This window comes from Geodermatophilus poikilotrophus, from assembly GCF_900111455.1.
GTDB classification, from domain to species: Bacteria; Actinomycetota; Actinomycetes; order Mycobacteriales; family Geodermatophilaceae; genus Geodermatophilus; species Geodermatophilus poikilotrophus.
In genome coordinates, this window is record NZ_FOIE01000001.1 from 500,099 (window position 1) to 518,038 (window position 17,940).

Genomic DNA, 17,940 nt, shown 5'->3' on the forward strand with positions numbered 1-17,940 from the left:
CCCGCAGGTCTCAGCGGCCCTCGACGACCACGTGGTCCGGGCGCCCGGTCCGCGCCCAGCTGACGACGTTGCCCGCCGCCTTGCGCCGCAGCTCCACCTCCGCCTCGTCGGAGTACCACGCGACGTGCGGTGTGAGCAGCGCCCGCGGGTGCGCGAGCAGCGGGGAGCCGGCGGGCGGGGGTTCCGTGGGGAACACGTCGAGGCCCACACCGGCGAGCCGGCCGTCCTCCAGCGCCTGCAGGACGGCGTCGAGCTGGACCAGGCCGCCCCGGGCGGTGTTGACCAGGTAGGACCCCGCGGGCATCCGCCCCAGCAGGTCCGCGCCCACCAGGCCCTGGGTGTCGGCGGTCAGCGGCAGGTGGAGCGTCACCGCGTCGCTGCGGGCGAAGAGCTCCGCCAGGCCGAGCCGCTCGACCCCGGCGGGCCAGGCCTCGTCGGGCAGGTGCGGGTCGTGGCCCACGACCGCGCCGAACCACGGTGCCGCGCCGGCCATGGTGGCCCGCCCGATCCGGCCCAGGCCCACCACCCCGAGGGTCAGCCCCGCGGGCCGCCGCAGCCGGCCGCCGAGCCGGTGGTCCCAGCGCCCGGAGTGCACCTGCCGGTCGTGCTCGGGGAGGTTGCGCAGCAGGGCCAGCAGCACCGCCACGGCGTGCAGGGCGACCTCGGTGGTCCCGTAGTCGGGCACGTTGCACACCCAGACGCCCCGGGCGCGGGCGGCGTCGGTGTCCACGACGTCCACCCCCACGCCGTAGCGGCTCACCAGCCGCAGCCGGGGCAGCGCGTCGAGCACCTCGGCGGTGATCGGGGCGTACTGCACGAGGACGGCGTCCGCGTCCCGCGCCGCGTCGACGACCTCCGCCGCCGTCCGGCACCGGGCGGTGTGCAGCTCGTGCCCCGCGGCGGCCAGCACCTGCTCCTCGATGTCGAGGACCCCGTAGTCCGCGTCGGTGACCAGCACCCGCAGCCCGGGCCCGCTCACCGGACCGGGCCGGCCACGGCGCGCTCGGCCGCGGCCACGGCGTCGAACGTCGGCGGAACGGGGCTCAGCGGGGGCCGCACGGTGCCCATCGGGTGCCCGTGCCGCTGCTCGGCGACCTTCTTCAGCACCCCGGCGGAGTCGTGCTGCTTGGTCATCGCGCGGACCTGCTGGAGGTGGGCGGACAGCGCCGCCGCCTCGGCGGACCGCCCGTCGCGGACCTGCCGGTAGAGGGCGACGACCTGCTCGGGGACGATGTTGGCCAGTGCCGAGATCGAGCCGTGCGCCGTCCCGAGCCGTCCGGGCAGGTCGTCCTCCGTGCCGACCAGGACGCCCTTCCCGGCCGCGTGGACCTCCGCGGCGTAGCCGGGCTCTCCCCCGGAGTCCTTCACGCCCCACACCGGCAGGCCGGTCACCAGGTCCGGCGGGAGGGGCACCGCGTACTTGGGGATGTGGTAGAGCACGACCGGGTGCCGGGTGGCGGCCAGCACCCGGTCGTAGAACCGCCGCAACCCGTCGGTCGACACCGGCCTGAAGTAGTACGGCGGCAGCACCATCACCGCCCGCACCGGCAGGTCGTCCAGGTGGGCCAGCAGGTCGAGGGTGTCCGGCAGGTTGCCCTCGGCGACCGTGGCGACGACGTGCAGCGAGCCGGCCACGGGGACCAGCGCGTCGAGCACGGCCTGCTTCTCCCGGGTGGTGACCGAGGGGCCCTCCCCGTTGGTGCCGAACGGGATGACGCCGGTGACCCCCCGCCCGGCCAGCCACGCCACGTGCGCGAGGTAGGCGTCCACGTCGACGCTGTAGCGCTCGTCGTCGCGGAACGGCGTCACGTTGGCCACGTAGACGCCCTCGAGGACGTCGGCCGGGTCCTGCAGCTGCATCGTCATCTCCCGAGGTCGACGGTCTGGTCCAGGAAGGCGGTGAGCTCGGCGCGGCTGGGCAGCCCCTCGTAGTCGCCGAGGTTCTGCACGCAGAACGCCCCCATCGCATTGGCCGTGCGCAGGCGGTCGGCCGGGTCCTGCCCTTCGAGGGTCGCGGCGAGGTAGCCCGCGGCGAACGCGTCCCCCGCCCCGATCGGGTCCACCTGGCGGGCCGGGAACCCCGGCGAGGTGAGCCGCTCGCCGTCCACCACCGCCGCGCAGCCGCGCGCGCCGAGCTTGAGCACGACCTCGCCCGGACCGGCGTCGGCGAGGCGGTCCAGCCAGGTCTCGTCGTCGCGGCCCCACAGCGCGCGGGCCTCCTCGTCCCCGACGAGCAGGACGTCGACGTACGGCAGCACCGCCTCGCTGGCGGCGCGGGCCGCCGCCGGCTCCCACAGCCGGCTGCGGTAGTTGACGTCGTAGCTGACCCGGACGCCGGCCGCCCGGGCGGTCCGCGCCGCCCAGGTCAGGAACTCGGCCGACGCCGGGGACAGCGCCCCGGTGATCCCGGTGAGGTGCAGGAAGGCCGCGCCGTCGAGCACCGCCGGGTCGAAGGCGCCCGGCGCCAGCGTCGAGGCCGCCGACCCGCTGCGGTAGTAGTAGACCCGCAGCGCGCCGGCGACCTCCTCGCGCAGGTAGAGGCCCGTCGGCCGGTCCGGGACCCGGCGCACGGCGCTGGTGTCCACGCCCTCGGCGCGCACCCGGTGCAGGACCAGCTCGCCGAGCTCGTCCTGCCCCAGGGCACTGACCCAGCTGGCCCGGACGCCGAGCCGCGACAGCCCGATCGCCACGTTGCTCTCCGCCCCGCCGATCGACAGCGTCACCGACGTGGCGTGCCGCAGGCGGCCGGGCGCCGGGGGGACGATGAGCACCATCGTCTCCCCGGCGGTGACCACCCGCGGCACGGGGGCCTCCCCCGGCTCAGCCACCGAAGAGGTTCTGCAGCTGCTGGTTGAAGGTGAGCACGGACAGGAAGCCGAACAGCAGGAAGGCCCAGACCAGGGCGGCGACACGGCCGGCACCCGGACGGATCTCCCTGGGCAGCGTCCGCCGGTTCACCAGGAGGAGCAGTGCCGAGTAGATGAACATCATCAGCCCGCCGGTGACCGCGGAGATGACCAGCAGGACCAGCGGCTGGCTGAGCCCGGACAGGATCACGACGACGCCGATCACGACCAGGCCCCAGACCAGCCCGAAGTAGATCTTGCTCTCGTTCGCGCCCTTCAGATAGGCGGTCTTCAGCACGTCGGCGCCCAGCCGGCTGGTGTAGTCGACGATGCCCAGCGCCGCCGCGAACAGCGAGAAGGCGCCGATGATCCAGAAGAAGGTGCCGAACCAGCCGCCGACGGTCGCGTTGAGCGCGTCACCCTCCGCCTCCAGGAAGGAGATGTCGCTGGCCAGCCCCTCCTGCCCGAACACGGTGGCGTAGGCCAGCAGCGAGGTGAACAGGATGGTGAGGAAGCTGATCGCCACGAAGGTGCTCAGCTGCTCGTAGTTGGCGAACTTCCACCAGCGCCGCCACCGGCCCAGGTTCTCCGGGGTGGGCTCGAAGACGAAGCCGGTCGACGGCGCGGCCTCCGGGTGGCCGGTGACCGGGCTGACGATCCGCGGCACATAGGCGCCCATGCCGAACCGCTTGTCCCGGATCCAGTTGCTCTGGCACAGGTTCTGGCCGCCGCCGGCCCCGGCGAACGCCAGCGCGCCCAGCAGCAGTGCGAACCCGAGCTCCTGGTAGGGCAGCCCGGCCTCGGTGATGATCTGCGGGGTGTCGGCCCAGGTGGACGCGCCGATCGCGGCGACCGAGGCGACGACGATGAGCAGCAGGACGGCCGCCACCTTGACCATCTCGATCTTCTCGAGCGCCTGGTAGACCACCGGGGCCATCGTCAGGATGACGCCGATGAGGAGCAGGATGCCGATCGCGATCGGCGCCACGCTGCCGCCGACGAGGTAGGTGATCAGGGTGGCCGAGCTCGTCGCCCAGCCCGGCCAGATGTTGGCGAAGTAGGCGAGGACGGCGAAGACCAGGCCCCAGTGCCGCCAGTACCGGCTGAAGCCGGTGAGCGCGGTCTCCCCCGTGGCGAGCGTGTACCGCTCGATCTCCATGTTGAGGAAGTACTGGGTGGCCAGGCCCACGAAGGCGGCCCAGACGAAGACCAGCCCGACCTGGGACGCGATGTAGGGGTAGAGGATGAACTCGCCGCTGGCCATGCCGACGCCGGCGGCGACGATCCCCGGCCCGATGACGTGCCGGAAGCTCGCCGGCGGCTCGGGCATGTCCCGCACCTTCGGTGCTTCCAGGTGCTTGGTCGGGAAGAGGTCCACCACCGAGGACCTCGCGCCTCCCGGCTCACGGGTGCTGACCATCGTGCCTCCTTCTGTTCGACGTCACTGTCGGGTGGGGCGGTACGGGGGTGCGCACGGTCCCGTGCCGACCGGCGGGGCCACCGGTCGGCGCGGTCAGACCGAGACGTTCGGGTAGTCGCCCGACGCGTGCGCCGTGAAGGCGACGTGCCGGTCGGAGAGATCCGTGCTGCGTCGCACGCCCAGCAGCTGCATCGACCGCTGGTACTCCTCGGCGAGGATCTCGTAGGCGCGCAGCACGCCGTCCTGGCCGCCGGCCATGAGGCCGTACAGGTAGGCGCGGCCGATCATGACCGCGTCCGCGCCCAGGGCCCGGGCGGCCACGACGTCCTGGCCGTGCAGGACGCCGCCGTCGATGAGCACCGTGGCCTGCTGCCCGACCGCCGACCGGATGACGGGCAGCACGTCCAGCGTCGCCGCCGAGCGGTCCAGCTGGCGCCCGCCGTGGTTGGAGACCACCACGCCGTCGGCTCCGTGCTCCATGACCTCGCGGGCCGACGCGGGGGTGGTGATGCCCTTGACGATCAGGTCACCGCGCCACCGCTTGCGCAGCAGGTCCAGCGAGGCCAGGTCCAGCCCGGGGTCGAACATCATGCTGGCGACCTCGGCCGGCGTCGGGTTGCCCGGGACCCCGGAGAGCGAGGCGAACGTCATCCCGCCGGTGGTCAGCTTGTTGAACCACCACACCGGGAACCTCGACATGTTGAGCACGGTGCGCGCGGTGAGCGTCGGCGGGATGGTGAGGCCGTTGACGACGTCGCGCAGCCGCATCCCGGAAACGGTGGTGTCGACGGTGAGCAGGATCGTGGAGTAGCCGGCCGCCTCGGCGCGCGCCAGCAGGTCCTCGTTCACCTCGGGGTCGGCGGTGTAGTACAGCTGGAACCACAGGTCGCCGTCGGGGGATGCAGCCCGCACGTCCTCGATCGAGGTGGAGCCCACCGTCGACAGCGCGTACGGCACGCCGACGTGCTGGGCCACGGTGGCGACGGCGGCCTCGCCGTGGTGGTGCATCATCCGCGTGTAGCCGGTGGGCGCGAACACCAGGGGCATGGCGATGCGCCGGCCCAGGAGCTCGGTGCTCGTGTCGGGCTCGGCCACCGAGCGCAGCGCGTCCGGGTGGAAGGTGACCCGGCGGTAGGCGGCGGAGTTCCGCGCCGCCGTGATCTCCTCCTCGGCCGCGCCGTCGACGTAGTCGAAGACCGCCCGGGGTGTCGTGCGGCGGGCCGCCTCGCGCAGGTCGCGGACCGACAGGGCGTTCTCCAGCCGTCGTGCCCTGCGGCCCAGCCGTGGCCTCCTGAACTGCACGACCTCGCGGAGCTCCGACCACCTCGGCACCTGCCGGGTGGTCGGGACCGGCGGGAGCGGTGCCCTGTCCGTCATGCTCTCCCCTCTCCTCGTCGGGCGCCGGCCGCCCGGCCGGGGTCCGGCCGGACCATGGCCACCGCCTCGGCGGTCAGCCGGCGGACGGTCTCGAAGTCCCCCGACCTGATCCGGTCGCGGGGCACCATCCAGGAGCCGCCGACCGCGACGACCGCGTCGGTGCCCAGGTAGTCCGCCAGGTCCGCCGGCCCGATCCCGCCCGTCGGGACGAACCGGACGCCGGCGAACGGTGCCGCCAGCGCGGCGATCGCCCGCGCGCCGCCCGACGTCCCGGCCGGGAAGAACTTCACCGCCGTGAGGCCGAGCTCCAGGGCCGCCTGCACCTCGGTCGCCGTGACGGCGCCGGGCAGCGCGAGCACGCCGCGCTCGGCGCACCGTTCGACCACGGCCCGGCTCAGGCCCGGGGAGACGACGTAACCGGCGCCGGCGGCGACGGCCTGGTCGACCTGGGCCGGGGTGAGGACGGTGCCGGCACCGAGCAGGAGGTCCCCCCGGTCGGCCATCGCCCGGATCGCGTCGGCCGCGGCCGGGGTGCGGAAGGTGACCTCGGCGACCGGCAGCCCACCGGCCACGAGCGCGTCGGCCAGCGGCCCGGCGTCCGCCGCGTCGTCCAGCACCACGACCGGCACCAGGCGGGCCCGCTCCAGGGCGGCCAGCCGGTCGTCGTCGGGTGCCGAGCTGCTCACTGTCCCCCCTGGCGACGGACGGGCGGTCGACGAGCCGCTCGCCGCGTCCCGGGCGACACCTGCCGGTGTCGACCTTGACGGGCGGTTCGAGCGGCACTACGTTCCGGTATACGAAACGCTGTTCCGGTGGAGGCGAGCAGGGTAAGCGGCGTCACATCGGACCGTCAAGCACCGGGGGCGCCGCGGGCCGCGTTCCGGGCACCGTGCCGTGCAGGACAGGAGCGAGATGCCCGAGTCGTCAGCCACCGAGGTCGGGACGACGGCCGGGGCCCCAGCCCCCGGGAGCACCGCGAAGGCGCTCGTCGTCCTGCAGGTCCTCGCCGAGGACGGCGGCGCGGTGCAGCTGGCCGAGCTGGCCCGCCGCTGCGGCATCTCCAAGCCGACGGCGCACCGGGTCCTCGCCGGGCTGCGTGCGCTGGCCTGGGTCCGCGCACACGAGGGCGGGCGCTACTCACTCGGGCCGCAGGCGCAGGCCTTCGCCGCGATGGTGTCGCCCGGCACCTCCGTGGAGCACTCCCTCACCAGGCTCCGGAACGCGGTCGGGCACACCGTGCACGCCGGCGTCCTCGTCGAGGACCACGTCGTCTACACCCACAAGCTCGACGGCCACGACCCGTTCGTCATGAGGTCACGGGTCGGCGCGACGGCCCCGCTGCACTGCACGGGCATGGGCAAGGCGCTGCTGGCACACCTGCCCGACGACCAGGTGACGGCCGTCCTGGCGGCGGGACTGCCGCGCCGGACGCCGGGGACCCTCACCGACCCCGAGGCCCTGCGCGCCGAGCTGCGCCTGATCCGGGAGCGCGGGTACGCGGTCGACGACGAGGAGAACGAGGAGCACATCCGCTGCCTGGCCGCGGTGGTGCCCGAGACCCTCGGCCACCCGCTCCGCGCGGTGAGCATCTCGACGGTCACCTTCCTCACCGACCGCGAGCTGCTGCTGGGCCACGTGGCGGCGCTGCTGCACTGCGCGCGGTCGCTCGCGGCATCCTGAGCGGCTCGGGACCGGGGTCCCCGCCGGCGGCTCCCCCACCGCCTAGCCTCGGGCGCGTGGGGTTCACCGTTCCCGACGCGCACCTGCTCGCCCTGCACGTCCACCAGGGGCAGGTCGACGAGCGGGGCCGTGACCACTACCTCGCGCAGCTGCGGCCGGTCGCCGAGGCCCTGCGCCCCTACGGCCCGGACGCGGAGATGGCCGGCGCGCTCCAGGACGTCGTCGAGGACACCCGCGACCTCCCCGACCCCACCCGCCGCTACGACCTCGACCGGCTCCGCTCCCTCGGCGTCCCGGAGGTCGTCGTCGAAGCGGTCGACGCGGTCACCCGGCGCCCGGGCGAGCCCTACATCGCCGGGCTGATCCGCCGGTCCGCCGCCCACCCGCTGGGCCGCCTGGTCATGCTGGCCGACAACGCGCACCACCTCGCCGCCAACGCCGAGCTGGCCCGGGTGTCCCCGGAGAAGGCACGCAGCCTGCGTGAGGGCCGCTACCGCCCGGCCCGCCGGATCCTGCTCGCCGCCGAGGCCGCCGACACCCGCTCCGGCCGCCGCGTCCTCGTCTGACCCGGCGAGGAGGACGGGGTCCTTCCTCAGCGGTGGAAGAACAGCCGGATGGCGGTGCCCGCGGGGTGGGAGTCGACCGCCGCGTCGTCGGCCAGGCTCCACGCCAGCCACATCCCGCGGGCGCCGCCGGGTCCGTCGGGGGGCGGGACGTAGCCGAGGGTCTCGTCGGGCAGGCCGGGTCCGGAGTCGGCGACCTCGACGACGAGCGTGCACCCGTCGGTCCAGGACGACACCTCGGCGAAGGCGGCCACCCGCAGCGCGTTGACCACCAGCTCGTGGGCGGCCTGGACGACCTCGCCCACGCGCGCCGGCCACCAGTCGAGCGCCGCTGCGGACACGGCCCGGCGCGCCTCCCGTGGCGTCGTCAGCGCCGCGACGGTGGCCCGCGCCGGCCGCGGGACCCAGGCCGGGTGCACCGACCGGAGGAACCGCTCCGGGTCCTCGTACGCCGGCTCCGGGACCGGTGCGGAGCCGCCCCAGGTCAGCGGGTGCGTGCGCGCCACCGCGTCGAGGGTCGACACCGGCAGCCGGCGACGGTCGTGCAGGCACAGGCTGTAGTAGGGCAGGGAGGCGTAGCAGCGGTTGGCGACGGCCTCGAAACGGCTCCACTCCCGCCCGTCGTCGCGGGCCAGCCAGGTCGGCTCGGCGGCGAGCCGCCAGCGGGGCGCCACGGCGTGCAGGGCCCGGAGGTCCCGGTCGTAGGCGTGCAGGGTGCGGTGCCCACCCTGCCACCAGGTCTCCGCGGCGGTGAACGCCGCCAGCCGGCCCACGTCCGAGCCGAGCTCCTGGGCGAGCAGCGTCCGGACCCGCTCGCCGGCGACGACGAGCACCGGCTCCCCGCGGGACAACCCCTCCACCGCGAACGGGACCACCCGGTCGAGGAGCTCCTGATCGGTGCCGAACGCGAAGGCCTCGTGGGCGAGGCCCGTGCCGTCCCAGTCGCCGGTCGGGCGGACCGCGCTCACGCCGGCACCGTGTCCGCACCGCTGAGGCCGAACAGTGCCAGACAGCGGGCGGCCACCCGCGGGACCCGCACCAGCCGCAGCTGCACCCCCGAGCCGCGCAGCACGTCGGTGGCCCGGGCCAGGGCGCGGGCGCCGGCGACGTCCAGGAACCGGAGGTCCGAGAGGTCGAGCACGACCTCCCCGGGGGTGCCGCCGGCGACGTCGACGAGTGCGCGGAACAGGCCGTCGGCCTGGGTCACGTCGACCTCGCCGTGCAGCGACGGCGACGGGCTCCGCCCGGACAGGTGGGCGAGGGGCTCCTGCTCGCCGGCATGCTGATCGGGGTGCAGCAGGGCGACCGGGCCGAGGACCTCCGCCCCCAGCGCCGAGTCGTAGAGGCACAGCGCGGTCATCGCGACGGTGCCCATCATCGCGTCGGCCAGCTGCTCGTAGACGTGCAGCTGCCGCCGCGCCCCGGCCCCGGGGCGGGCCAGCGGGGTGACGTCGGCGGCGACCCTGAGGCCGGCGCGGCCGCGCTCCCGGGCCTCCGCGACCAGGCTCCGGTACGCCGCCACCTGCTCGGTCGGGAGGAGCGCCCCGCCGGCCGCGTACACCCCGGCGGTGCTCTGCACCCGCAGCTGCCCGCTGGCGAGCAGCTCGTCCCGTCCCGGCAGCGGCGCCAGGATCCGCAGCAGCTCCGGTCGCGACGACCCGATGAGCAGCAGCTGCTCGCCGCGCCGTCGCCCCTCGTCGAGGAAGGGCAGGACGGCGGCCGAGAACTCGGCCGCGTCGGCGAACGTCCAGCAGACGTGGTCGCCGGGTCCCAGCCCCGTGGGCGCCTCCAGCTTCCGCAGAGCCGTCACCCCGGGGACGCTACCGCCGCGCCCGGGCGAGGGCGTCCGCGGGCCACCGGGCACCGGGACCAGCGGTCGGCCGATCGCCTGCCGCCCCACCCTGCGGCACGCGGCCCCGTGGTCGACGGTCGGCACCCGGCGGGTCAGGAAGCGAGGGGCTGGACGTCCCGGGTGCAGAACATGCAGACCGAGGCGTCGACCGGGATGAAGCTCTTGCAGTGGTCGCACTCCCTGCTGCCCTGGGCACCGGCCGTCTCCCGCCCGGTCGCTCGGCGGATCGCCTGCACGAGGAACATGATCGTCAGCGCCAGGAGCAGGAAGGAGACCAGCGCGGTGAGGAACGAGCCGTAGCGGATCTCCCCGCCGTTCACCGTCAGCACCAGGGCGTCGAAGTTGGGTGCCCCAAAGATCGCCGCGACCAGCGGCAGGATGACGTCGCCGACCAGCGACTCGACCACCGTCGCGAAGGCGGCACCGATCGCCAGGCCCACGGCCAGGTCCACGAGGCTGCCCGAGAAGGCGAAGTTGCGGAAGTTGGTGAGCAGCGTGCGCACGGGTCCTCCAGCCAGGCCGACGGCCGCAGCCTAGGACCCGCGGACCGGAGCCGCAGGTCCGGCACCGGTCGGGCGCACCGTGGTGCGGGCGGCCGTCGCGGGGAACGGCCGCGGAGGTACCCGGCTCCCGGGGTGGAGCGCTACGGTCGTCGGCGTGTGACCCGGCTCACAACGGAGGCACCGTGACGACGACCCAGCCCCGCCCGCGCACATCCGGCCGGCCCCGCCCGGCAGCCGAGGACCGGCCGGCGCCGGAGGACCCCGGTACGCCGGCTCCCGTGGAGGGCGGCGAGCCCGTCGGGCTCCCCTCCCCGCGGGGCATGGCCCGGGGGCTGGTCGCGACGTTCACCCAGCCCCGGCCGATGGCCCGGGAGGCCGTCCGGCTCGGGCGGGACGCCGCGCGCATCCTCCGGGGGACCGACGACATCGCGCCCTCCCCCAAGGACAAGCGGTTCGCCGACCCGGCCTGGACGCTGCACCCGGGCTACCGCCGGCTGGCCCAGTCCTACGTCACGGCAACGGCGTCCCTGGACCGCCTGGTGGAGGACTTCCAGGCCAGCGGCGCCGACTGGCGCGAGGTCGAGCAGGTGCGCTTCGTCCTCAACGCGCTCACCAGCGCGATGGCGCCCACGAACACCCTGCTCGGCAACCCGGCCGCGCTCAAGCGGGCCTTCGACACCGCGGGGACCAGCGTCGCCCGCGGGATGCGGAACGCGCTCCACGACCTGGTGCGCAACGGCGGGCTGCCCCGCCAGGTGGACCGCAGCGCCTTCACCGTGGGCGAGGACCTCGGCATCACCCCGGGGGCCGTCGTCCACCGGGACGAGGTCGTCGAGGTCATCCAGTACACGCCCACGACGCCGCGGGTCCGGCAACGGCCCCTGGTGATCGTGCCGCCACCCATCGGGCGCTTCTACTTCCTCGACCTGCGACCGGGCCGGAGCCTCGTCGAGTACGCGGTCAGCCGGGGCCTGCAGGTCTTCATGATCAGCTGGCGCAACCCGACGAAGGAACAGTCCGAGTGGGGCCTGGACGAGTACGCGCAGGGCGTCGTCACCGCCGTCGACGTCGCCCGCGAGGTCACCGGCTCCCCCGACGTGACCACCCTGGGCCTGTGCGCCGGCGGCCAGATCATGACGACGGCGCTGAACCACCTCGCGGCGACCGGCGACGACCGGGTGCACGCCGCGGGCTACGCGGTGACCCTGCTCGACTTCTCCAGCAAGGCCCCGCTCGGCGCCTTCTCCGGGCCGCGGATGCTGGAGGTCGCGAGGCGCAACTCCCGTCGGCGGGGCGTCATCAGCGCCCGGCAGATGGGATCGATGTTCACCTGGATGCGGCCGGACGACCTGATCTTCAACTACCTGGTGCAGCAGTGGCTGATGGGCGAGGACCCGCCCGCCTTCGACGTGCTCGCCTGGAACGCGGACGGGACGAACCTGCCCGCTCGGCTGCACGAGCAGTTCCTCGACGTCTTCGGGAACAACGCCCTGGTCAAGCCGGGAGCGCTGCGGGTGCTGGGAACGCCGCTCCACCTGAGCCGGATCACCCTGCCCACGTTCGTCACCGGTGCGCTCACCGACCACATCACCCCGTGGTACGGCTGCTACCGGACCACCCAGCTGCTGTCGGGGCCGAGCACCTTCGTGCTCAGCTCCAGCGGCCACATCCAGAGCCTGGTCAACCCCCCGGGCAACCCCAGGGCGAAGTACTGGACCGGCGGGGAGCCCGGTCCGGACCCGCACGCCTGGCGCGCGGCGGCCGAGGAGCACACCGGCAGCTGGTGGGAGCCGTGGTCGGAGTGGGCGATCGAGCGCTCCGGCGACGAGGTGCCCGCGCCGGAGACGCCGGGCAGCGCGCAGCACCCGGTGCTGGAGCCGGCCCCCGGCTCCTACGTCCGGGACCGCGTCCCCGCCCGGGCCTAGGTCGTCCCCCGCCCGGGCCTAGGTCGTCCCCCGCCCGGCGGCGCACGCCGAACGCCTCCGGACGAGGGTTCCCGGGACCTCACCGGAGTGCTCCGGGGCTGCCCGTCGGCGCCTCCTGGTGGCCCGGCGTCCGGTGGTGTCGAGACGGCCTCGTCGGCTCCGTCCCTGGTGTGAGGCGGCCGAGACGGGCCGCACGGACGAGGGAGATCCCATGGCCAGGTACCTGCTGCTCAAGCACTACCGGGGCGCACCGGCAGCGGTGAACGACGTGCCGATGGACCGGTGGACGCCCGAGGAGATCGACGCCCACATGACGTTCATGCAGGAGTTCGCGGCGCGGCTCGCGGAGTCCGGTGAGTTCGTCGACGGGCAGGCGCTGGCGCCCGAGGGTGCGTGGGTCCGGTACGACGGCGAGGGTCGGCCGCCGGTCACCGACGGCCCGTTCCCGGAGACCAAGGACCTGATCGCCGGCTGGTACGTCATCGACGTCGACTCCTGGGACCGCGCCGTCGAGCTGGCCGGGGAGCTGTCGGCCGCACCCGGAGCCGGGGGGAAGCCGATCCACGAGTGGCTGGAGCTGCGGCCCTTCCTCGGCCTCCCGCCCACCGTCACCGAGTGAGCAGACCGCGGAACCCGGGCACCGGGATGGACGAGTCGGGGCTGCGGGAGCTGATCCCCGAGGTGATCGGCGTCCTCGTCCGGCGCGGGGCGGACTTCGCATCGGCCGAGGACGCCGTCCAGGAGGCGCTGGTCACGGCTCTGCGGACGTGGCCGGCGGACCCGCCGCGGGACGCCAAGGGCTGGCTGGTCACGGTGTCCTGGCGCAAGCACCTGGACCTGCTCCGCTCGGAGCACGCCCGGCACGGCCGCGAGGTCGCCCAGGTCCTGGAGGAGCCACAGGGCCCCGTCCCCGCGGTCGACGACACCCTGCAGCTGTACTTCCTGTGCGCCCACCCCTCGTTGACGCCCGGTTCGGCCGTGGCGCTCACCCTGCGCGCCGTCGGCGGGCTCACCACCCGGCAGATCGCCGAGGCCTACCTCGTGCCGGAGTCGACGATGGCCCAGCGGATCAGCCGGGCCAAGCGGCGCATCGCGGAGGTGTCGCTGGACCAGCCGGGCGATCTGCCGACGGTGCTCCGGGTGCTCTACCTGATCTACAACGAGGGGCACTCCGGCGAGCTCGACCTCGCCACCGAGGCGATCCGGGTGACCCGGCAGCTGGCGGCGGCGGCCGACCACCCGGAGGTCGACGGCCTGCTCGCGCTGGTGCTGCTGCACCACGCCCGCCGCGCCGCGCGCACCGACTCCGCCGGCCGGCTGGTCCCGCTCGCGGAGCAGGACCGGTCCCGCTGGGACACCGCGCTGATCGCCGAAGGCGTCGAGGTGCTGCAGGCCGCACTCGCCCGGGACCGGCTCGGTGAGTACCAGGCCCAGGCGGCGATCGCCGCCCTGCACGCCGACGCGCAGCGGTTCGAGGAGACGGACTGGGTGCAGATCGTGGCGTGGTACGACGAGCTGGTGGCCCTCACCGGCTCCGTCGTGGCCCGGCTCAACCGCGCCGTGGCGATCGGGGAGGCGGACGGTGCGCCGGCGGGACTCGCCGCCCTGACCGAGGTCGACCCGAGCCTGCCCCGCCACACCGCGGCCTCGGCGCACCTGCACGAGAAGGCCGGACAGCTCGCGGAGGCGGCGGATCTCTACGCCGCGGCGGCGCGGGCCGCGTCGAACCTGGCCGAGCGCGACCACCTCACCCGGCGGGCCGCACGACTGAGGCAGGGGGGAGCCGTCGACGGACCGGCCTGACCGGACACCTAGGGATCCGCCAGCCACGACAGCAGGCGGCCCCGCGACCAGCAGCGGCCGACGGGCTCGGCGTGCAGAGCCGACCGGTCGAACACCGCCAGGCCGATGGTGCTGTGGCCGGAGGCGCGGCGATCACCGAGCGTCGGGATCGCCGGCGCGACCCCGACCCCCTCCACCGACACCCAGGCCACCGCCCGGCCGGCCGCCGCCTCGTCGAGGCGGTGCAGGAAGCGCAGCCGGTCCGCGAGCGGGAGCCGGGACAGCGCCCACGCCGTGGTGACGACGGGCAGGGCGTCCGCGGGCACCCGCGCGACGGCGTCGGGCAGGACGTCGACGGCGTTGCCTCGCAGCAGCAGCGGAGGGGCCGTCGCCGCCACCGCCACCGCCGCGTCGAGCCTCGCCACCTGCTCCGGTCGGCCCGGCCACACGCAGGCGCGCAACCACCGGGCGTCATCGGCGTCGGTCAGGTCGACCGGGTCGGGGCCGACGCCGACCCGGGCGACGACCTCGGGCACCGCCCGCGCCGGGACGGGTCGGCCGCCCACGATCGAGGACGACAGCCGCACGAGAGAGGACGGGTCGCCCAGCGATCGTCCGTCGCTGTAGGTGATGCCGACGCGGTCGACGTGGAGGTCGAGCCCGGCCGAACCGCCCACGTCGACCAGCCCGACCGCATCCGCGCCCACCCGGCGCGCCACCTCGGCGACGGCCGGGTACAGCACGGCGCAACGTCCGGTCTCGAGGATCTGCGGCGGCCGGCGCACGGCGATGGCCACGACCGCGTCGGTCATCCGCAGCAGCGCGTCGATCGCCGCGCCGGCGGCGGCGTCGCCGTCCGCAGCGGCACAGGCCGCGGCGAGCGCCGGGGCGCGTCCGGCCAGGGCGAGGTCGTGCAGCGCGGCGAGGACCACCGTCGGATGCCGCTTGCGCGCCGGCGCCGCCCGGATGGCGCGCAGCGCCTCGTCGGACTCGCTCAGCGCGACGGCGACGCGCTCGTACAGCGGCGAGGTCCCGGCGGCGTCGACCTCGCCGAAGCGTCGGTACACCTCGGCGAGCGTGCGAGCCTCACCCACGGGGACGGCGCCTCCTCGGCACGGGGTTCCCGACGATGCCGGCCACGAGGCGACAGGGCACTAGGGACGGCCCGCCTCCCGGGCGACGAGCGCCCGCAGCTCCTCGACCATCACCTCCGGGTACTGCAGCGGCACGAAGTGGGTGCCGGCGAGCGTGCGCAGCCGGGCGTCCGGCACCGTTCCTGCCGCCGTCCGGACATCGGCCAGGTCGACGAGCGTGTCGTACCGGCCGGCCACGAAGGCGACCGGGCAGCGCACCGGCGCGACGTCCAGCGGCGCGTGCTCCGCGACGGCCAGAGCCAGGTGCCGGTACCAGCGCCAGTCGTGGCGGGAGAACTCGTGCAGCACCGCGTACAGCGCGGCCGGGTGGGCGGCCTCCCGCGCCGGGCCGCGGACCCCCTCGGCCGTCAGCAGCTCGTGCAGCGGCGGCAGGCTGGCCACGAGGACCGGCAGCAGCGGGCCGAACACCGGCAGCAGCCGGCTGCTCAGCCGCCCCGCAGGAGTCCGGAGCCGCCGCGGCACGCCGAAGGGGGCGAACATCGCGGAGAAGCTCCCACCGGGGACGCCGGCGACGGCGAGCAGCGACCGGACGCGGGAGGACTGCTCGAGCGCGAGCTCGAAGGCCACGTTGACTCCCAGCGACCAGCCGATGACCGTCGCCGACGGCATGTCGTAGGCGTCGAGGACCGCGCGGGCGTCGTCCGCGTGGTCCTCGACGCGCACCCGGCTCCGGTCGGCCGGCCGCTCGGAGCCGGCCAGCCCGCGGTGGGCCCAGGAGACCACCCGGAACCCGCTGTCCCGGCCGGTGATGAGCGGCCAGGCCGCGGTCGGCGCCCCGAGCCCGTTGCAGAGCAGCACCGGGACGCCGTCCCCGTCGTTGCTCCAGGCGCGCAGCCGCGTCCCGTCCGCGCCGCGGACCGTGCGAGTGCTCAGGTAAAGGCCTCCCGCATCCCCTCCGAGGCCGACTCGGACGGCGCCTCGTCGGCCGGCGCCGGAGCGGGCATCTCGCCGTGCTCCTGCGGCTGCGACGTCGTCTGGACGGCGACCACCGCCGGGTCGACCCGCATCACCGCGTACCCCGCCACGGCGCCCGCGCCGAACCCGGGCGCGAAGACCCGCACCGGCTCGGTGATCACCCCGTCGCGCACCGCGTCGTGGATGGCCAGCGGGATGCTGGCCGACGAGGTGTTCCCGACCTGTTCGATGTTGAAGTACAGCTGGTCGGCGGTCAGCCCGGCCCGCTCGGCCAACCCGATCACCATCGTCTTGTTCGCCTGGTGCGGCACGATCAGGTCGATGGCGTCCATCAGCGACCCGTCCCGGCCCTCGGGTGCCGGCAGCTTGCCCAGCTCGTCGATCATCTGCGAGAGGTACCGGCCGGCCAGCGCCTTCACCTGCGGGCCGAACACGGTGATGTTGTTGTCGAACTCGGGGTTCGGCCAGAGGATCGAGTTGACCTCGCTGGCCGGGCCGCTGGCGTAGGTCTTCATGTAGTCGATGTCGCCGTCGGTGCCCTCGGGCGCCGGGCCCACCACCAGCGCGGCCGCCCCGTCACCGAAGATCATCCGCGACGTGCGGACGTTGCCGATCTTGTCGGAGAACTTCTCGACGCAGACGACGAGGACCGGCCGCTCGACCTCCTGCAGCATCCGGACGGCGTCGGCGACGCCGTAGGGCATGCCGGCGCAGGCGGCGATGATGTCGTAGGCCGCGTACACCTGGTGCATCCCGAGCTGCCCGCACAGGTAGGTGGCCAGCGACGGGATCAGCCGGGAGCTGGTGCAGGTGCAGACCAGGACGCCGCCGATCTCCTCCGGCTGCCGCCCCGCCTTGTCCAGCGCCGCCTCGGCGGCCTGCAGGGCCAGCTCCTCCAGCGGCAGCGAGCTGTACTCGCGCTGCTCGATGCCGGTCTTGGAGGAGATCTCGTCGGCGCTCATCGGCGACCAGTTGTAGGCGGTGTTGCGGATCAGGTCGTCGTTGCTGCAGACCTGGTCGCCGTGCACCGCGGCCAGCGCCTCGATCCGGGGCTGCACCGAGAACCGCTGCCGCACGTCGAGCTCGGGGTAGGGCCGCACCGGCGGCCGGGACTCCCGGGGCCCGGCGACGTGCCGGGGCGGGGTGCCGGCGCGCAGCCGGCGCAGGAAGGCGCGCACCTCCTTGTCCCGCGGGTGGAAGGCGACGACCCAGTCGTCGTCCCGGAGCTGGTCGACCGAGGCCAGCTCCACCTGCGACCGCTCCCACGGGTACTGGTTGTGCAGCACCATCGCCCAGCGGTGCAGGGCCTCGAGCTCGGGGATGTCCTCGGAGACGTCGAGGATGTCGGTGTAGTCGTAGACCGGGTAGTCCGGGTCGTAGTGCGGGAGCCGGAAGGTGAGGTTGCCCGGCTGCTCGAGGAACTCCGCGACCGTGGGCTTGACCGCCGGCAGCGTGGACGCGTGGTGCCGGCGGTTGGCGAAGACGTCGAACAGGATGTCGAAGATGCGGTCCTCGCAGCCCTCGTTCCACTTCGACGGCAGCTGCGGATAGGCCTCCTGGACCCCGGTGACCTTGGCCTCGCCCTCCTCCCAGGGCTCCAGGACGGGCAGGAAGACGTCGGACCGGGTCCGCGGGAGGTCGGCCCAGCGGGTCGGCCGCTTGTCGTACATGGTGATCGAGAAGCGGTTGGCCCAGAACAGGTTCAGGGCGAGGTCCCGCATCAGGTCGTACCGGGTGCCGTAGGCGCCGGTGCGGACCCTCTCCAGGATCTCGGTGCCGCTCGGGGCCTTGGTCTCGAAGTCCCGGCGGATGACGCTGTCGAGCTGTTCGAGCGTCTCCATGGTGGAGAAGTCCAGCTCGGGCATGATGTTCGACGGGAACACCATGCGGCCGTGCCGGTTCAGGACGAACGCGTTCACGAGA

General features: G+C 74.6%; 17 protein-coding genes. 5 read left to right on the forward strand and 12 right to left on the reverse strand.

All coding sequences use genetic code 11. The annotated features are described in order from the left end of the window. Positions 1 to 10 precede the first annotated feature (10 nt). The 6 genes from BMW27_RS02255 to eda form a co-directional block, all read right to left on the reverse strand. Complete coding sequence (locus BMW27_RS02255) at positions 11 to 979, reverse strand: C-terminal binding protein (protein ID WP_091438391.1); 969 nt, start codon at positions 977 to 979, stop codon at positions 11 to 13. After that, positions 976 to 1,866 (reverse strand): dihydrodipicolinate synthase family protein, encoded by an 891-nt coding sequence (locus BMW27_RS02260; RefSeq protein WP_091438393.1) that lies wholly within the window; start codon positions 1,864 to 1,866, stop codon positions 976 to 978. The genes BMW27_RS02255 and BMW27_RS02260 overlap by 4 nt, the downstream gene beginning before the upstream one ends. Then, positions 1,863 to 2,828, reverse strand: coding sequence for a sugar kinase (locus tag BMW27_RS02265; protein WP_245743257.1), 966 nt, complete (start codon positions 2,826 to 2,828; stop codon positions 1,863 to 1,865). The genes BMW27_RS02260 and BMW27_RS02265 overlap by 4 nt, the downstream gene beginning before the upstream one ends. Beyond that, complete coding sequence (locus BMW27_RS02270) at positions 2,821 to 4,266, reverse strand: Nramp family divalent metal transporter (RefSeq protein ID WP_091438400.1); 1,446 nt, start codon at positions 4,264 to 4,266, stop codon at positions 2,821 to 2,823. The genes BMW27_RS02265 and BMW27_RS02270 overlap by 8 nt, the downstream gene beginning before the upstream one ends. Positions 4,267 to 4,359: 93 nt before the next feature. Continuing rightward, positions 4,360 to 5,643, reverse strand: coding sequence for an alpha-hydroxy acid oxidase (locus tag BMW27_RS02275; protein ID WP_091438402.1), 1,284 nt, complete (start codon positions 5,641 to 5,643; stop codon positions 4,360 to 4,362). Then, positions 5,640 to 6,329, reverse strand: coding sequence for a bifunctional 4-hydroxy-2-oxoglutarate aldolase/2-dehydro-3-deoxy-phosphogluconate aldolase (gene eda / locus BMW27_RS02280; protein ID WP_091438405.1), 690 nt, complete (start codon positions 6,327 to 6,329; stop codon positions 5,640 to 5,642). The genes BMW27_RS02275 and eda overlap by 4 nt, the downstream gene beginning before the upstream one ends. A gap of 226 nt (positions 6,330 to 6,555) precedes the next feature. On the opposite strand from eda, the gene BMW27_RS02285 reads away from it, so the two are divergent. Together BMW27_RS02285 and BMW27_RS02290 are read left to right on the forward strand one after the other, a co-directional pair. Beyond that, positions 6,556 to 7,323: an IclR family transcriptional regulator gene (locus BMW27_RS02285; RefSeq protein WP_091438408.1), complete on the forward strand. Its 768-nt coding sequence runs from the start codon at positions 6,556 to 6,558 to the stop codon at positions 7,321 to 7,323. A 56-nt stretch (positions 7,324 to 7,379) separates the two neighbouring features. Then, on the forward strand, positions 7,380 to 7,889 hold the full coding sequence (locus BMW27_RS02290; protein WP_091438411.1) for a phosphohydrolase: 510 nt from the start codon (positions 7,380 to 7,382) through the stop codon (positions 7,887 to 7,889). A gap of 26 nt (positions 7,890 to 7,915) precedes the next feature. Here BMW27_RS02290 and BMW27_RS02295 read toward each other — a convergent pair whose 3' ends face one another. The 3 genes from BMW27_RS02295 to mscL form a co-directional block, all read right to left on the reverse strand. Beyond that, positions 7,916 to 8,854, reverse strand: a complete 939-nt coding sequence (locus BMW27_RS02295) for a sensor histidine kinase (protein WP_091438414.1) — start codon at positions 8,852 to 8,854, stop codon at positions 7,916 to 7,918. After that, positions 8,851 to 9,696 carry an MEDS domain-containing protein gene (locus tag BMW27_RS02300; RefSeq protein ID WP_091439758.1) on the reverse strand — a complete coding sequence of 282 codons (846 nt, stop codon included), beginning with the start codon at positions 9,694 to 9,696 and terminating at the stop codon, positions 8,851 to 8,853. Before BMW27_RS02300 ends, BMW27_RS02295 begins: the two co-directional genes overlap by 4 nt. Positions 9,697 to 9,830: 134 nt before the next feature. Then, positions 9,831 to 10,241 (reverse strand): large conductance mechanosensitive channel protein MscL, encoded by a 411-nt coding sequence (gene mscL, locus BMW27_RS02305; protein ID WP_091438418.1) that lies wholly within the window; start codon positions 10,239 to 10,241, stop codon positions 9,831 to 9,833. 278 nt (positions 10,242 to 10,519) lie between these two features. Between mscL and BMW27_RS02310 the strand changes: the two genes are divergently transcribed. The 3 genes from BMW27_RS02310 to BMW27_RS02320 all read left to right on the forward strand — a co-directional run bounded on the left by BMW27_RS02310 (position 10,520) and on the right by BMW27_RS02320 (position 13,969). Then, on the forward strand, positions 10,520 to 12,166 hold the full coding sequence (locus BMW27_RS02310; protein ID WP_245743258.1) for a PHA/PHB synthase family protein: 1,647 nt from the start codon (positions 10,520 to 10,522) through the stop codon (positions 12,164 to 12,166). A gap of 211 nt (positions 12,167 to 12,377) precedes the next feature. Next, a complete protein-coding gene (locus tag BMW27_RS02315) occupies positions 12,378 to 12,785 on the forward strand; it encodes a YciI family protein (protein ID WP_091438424.1) in 408 nt (135 codons plus the stop codon). Then, positions 12,782 to 13,969, forward strand: coding sequence for an RNA polymerase sigma factor (locus BMW27_RS02320; RefSeq protein ID WP_245743259.1), 1,188 nt, complete (start codon positions 12,782 to 12,784; stop codon positions 13,967 to 13,969). Before BMW27_RS02315 ends, BMW27_RS02320 begins: the two co-directional genes overlap by 4 nt. A gap of 8 nt (positions 13,970 to 13,977) precedes the next feature. Here BMW27_RS02320 and BMW27_RS02325 read toward each other — a convergent pair whose 3' ends face one another. The 3 genes from BMW27_RS02325 to BMW27_RS02335 all read right to left on the reverse strand — a co-directional run bounded on the left by BMW27_RS02325 (position 13,978) and on the right by BMW27_RS02335 (position 17,936). Next, on the reverse strand, positions 13,978 to 15,042 hold the full coding sequence (locus tag BMW27_RS02325) for a DUF2332 domain-containing protein (RefSeq protein WP_091438433.1): 1,065 nt from the start codon (positions 15,040 to 15,042) through the stop codon (positions 13,978 to 13,980). Between the two features lie 60 nt (positions 15,043 to 15,102). Beyond that, positions 15,103 to 15,900, reverse strand: coding sequence for an alpha/beta fold hydrolase (locus BMW27_RS02330; protein ID WP_245743260.1), 798 nt, complete (start codon positions 15,898 to 15,900; stop codon positions 15,103 to 15,105). 71 nt (positions 15,901 to 15,971) lie between these two features. Continuing rightward, a complete protein-coding gene (locus tag BMW27_RS02335) occupies positions 15,972 to 17,936 on the reverse strand; it encodes a 3-oxoacyl-ACP synthase III family protein (RefSeq protein ID WP_091438439.1) in 1,965 nt (654 codons plus the stop codon). Between the last annotated feature and the right edge of the window lie 4 nt (positions 17,937 to 17,940).

Bases quoted from the DNA above. Each gene is read 5' to 3' on its own strand.
- BMW27_RS02260 (WP_091438393.1), bottom strand. From the start codon at position 1,866: ATGACGATGCAGCTGCAGGACCCGGCCGACGTCCTCGAGGGCGTCTAC.
- BMW27_RS02315 (WP_091438424.1), top strand. From the start codon at position 12,378: ATGGCCAGGTACCTGCTGCTCAAGCACTACCGGGGCGCACCGGCAGCG.
- BMW27_RS02275 (WP_091438402.1), bottom strand. From the start codon at position 5,643: ATGACGGACAGGGCACCGCTCCCGCCGGTCCCGACCACCCGGCAGGTG.
- BMW27_RS02270 (WP_091438400.1), bottom strand. From the start codon at position 4,266: ATGGTCAGCACCCGTGAGCCGGGAGGCGCGAGGTCCTCGGTGGTGGAC.
- BMW27_RS02285 (WP_091438408.1), top strand. From the start codon at position 6,556: ATGCCCGAGTCGTCAGCCACCGAGGTCGGGACGACGGCCGGGGCCCCA.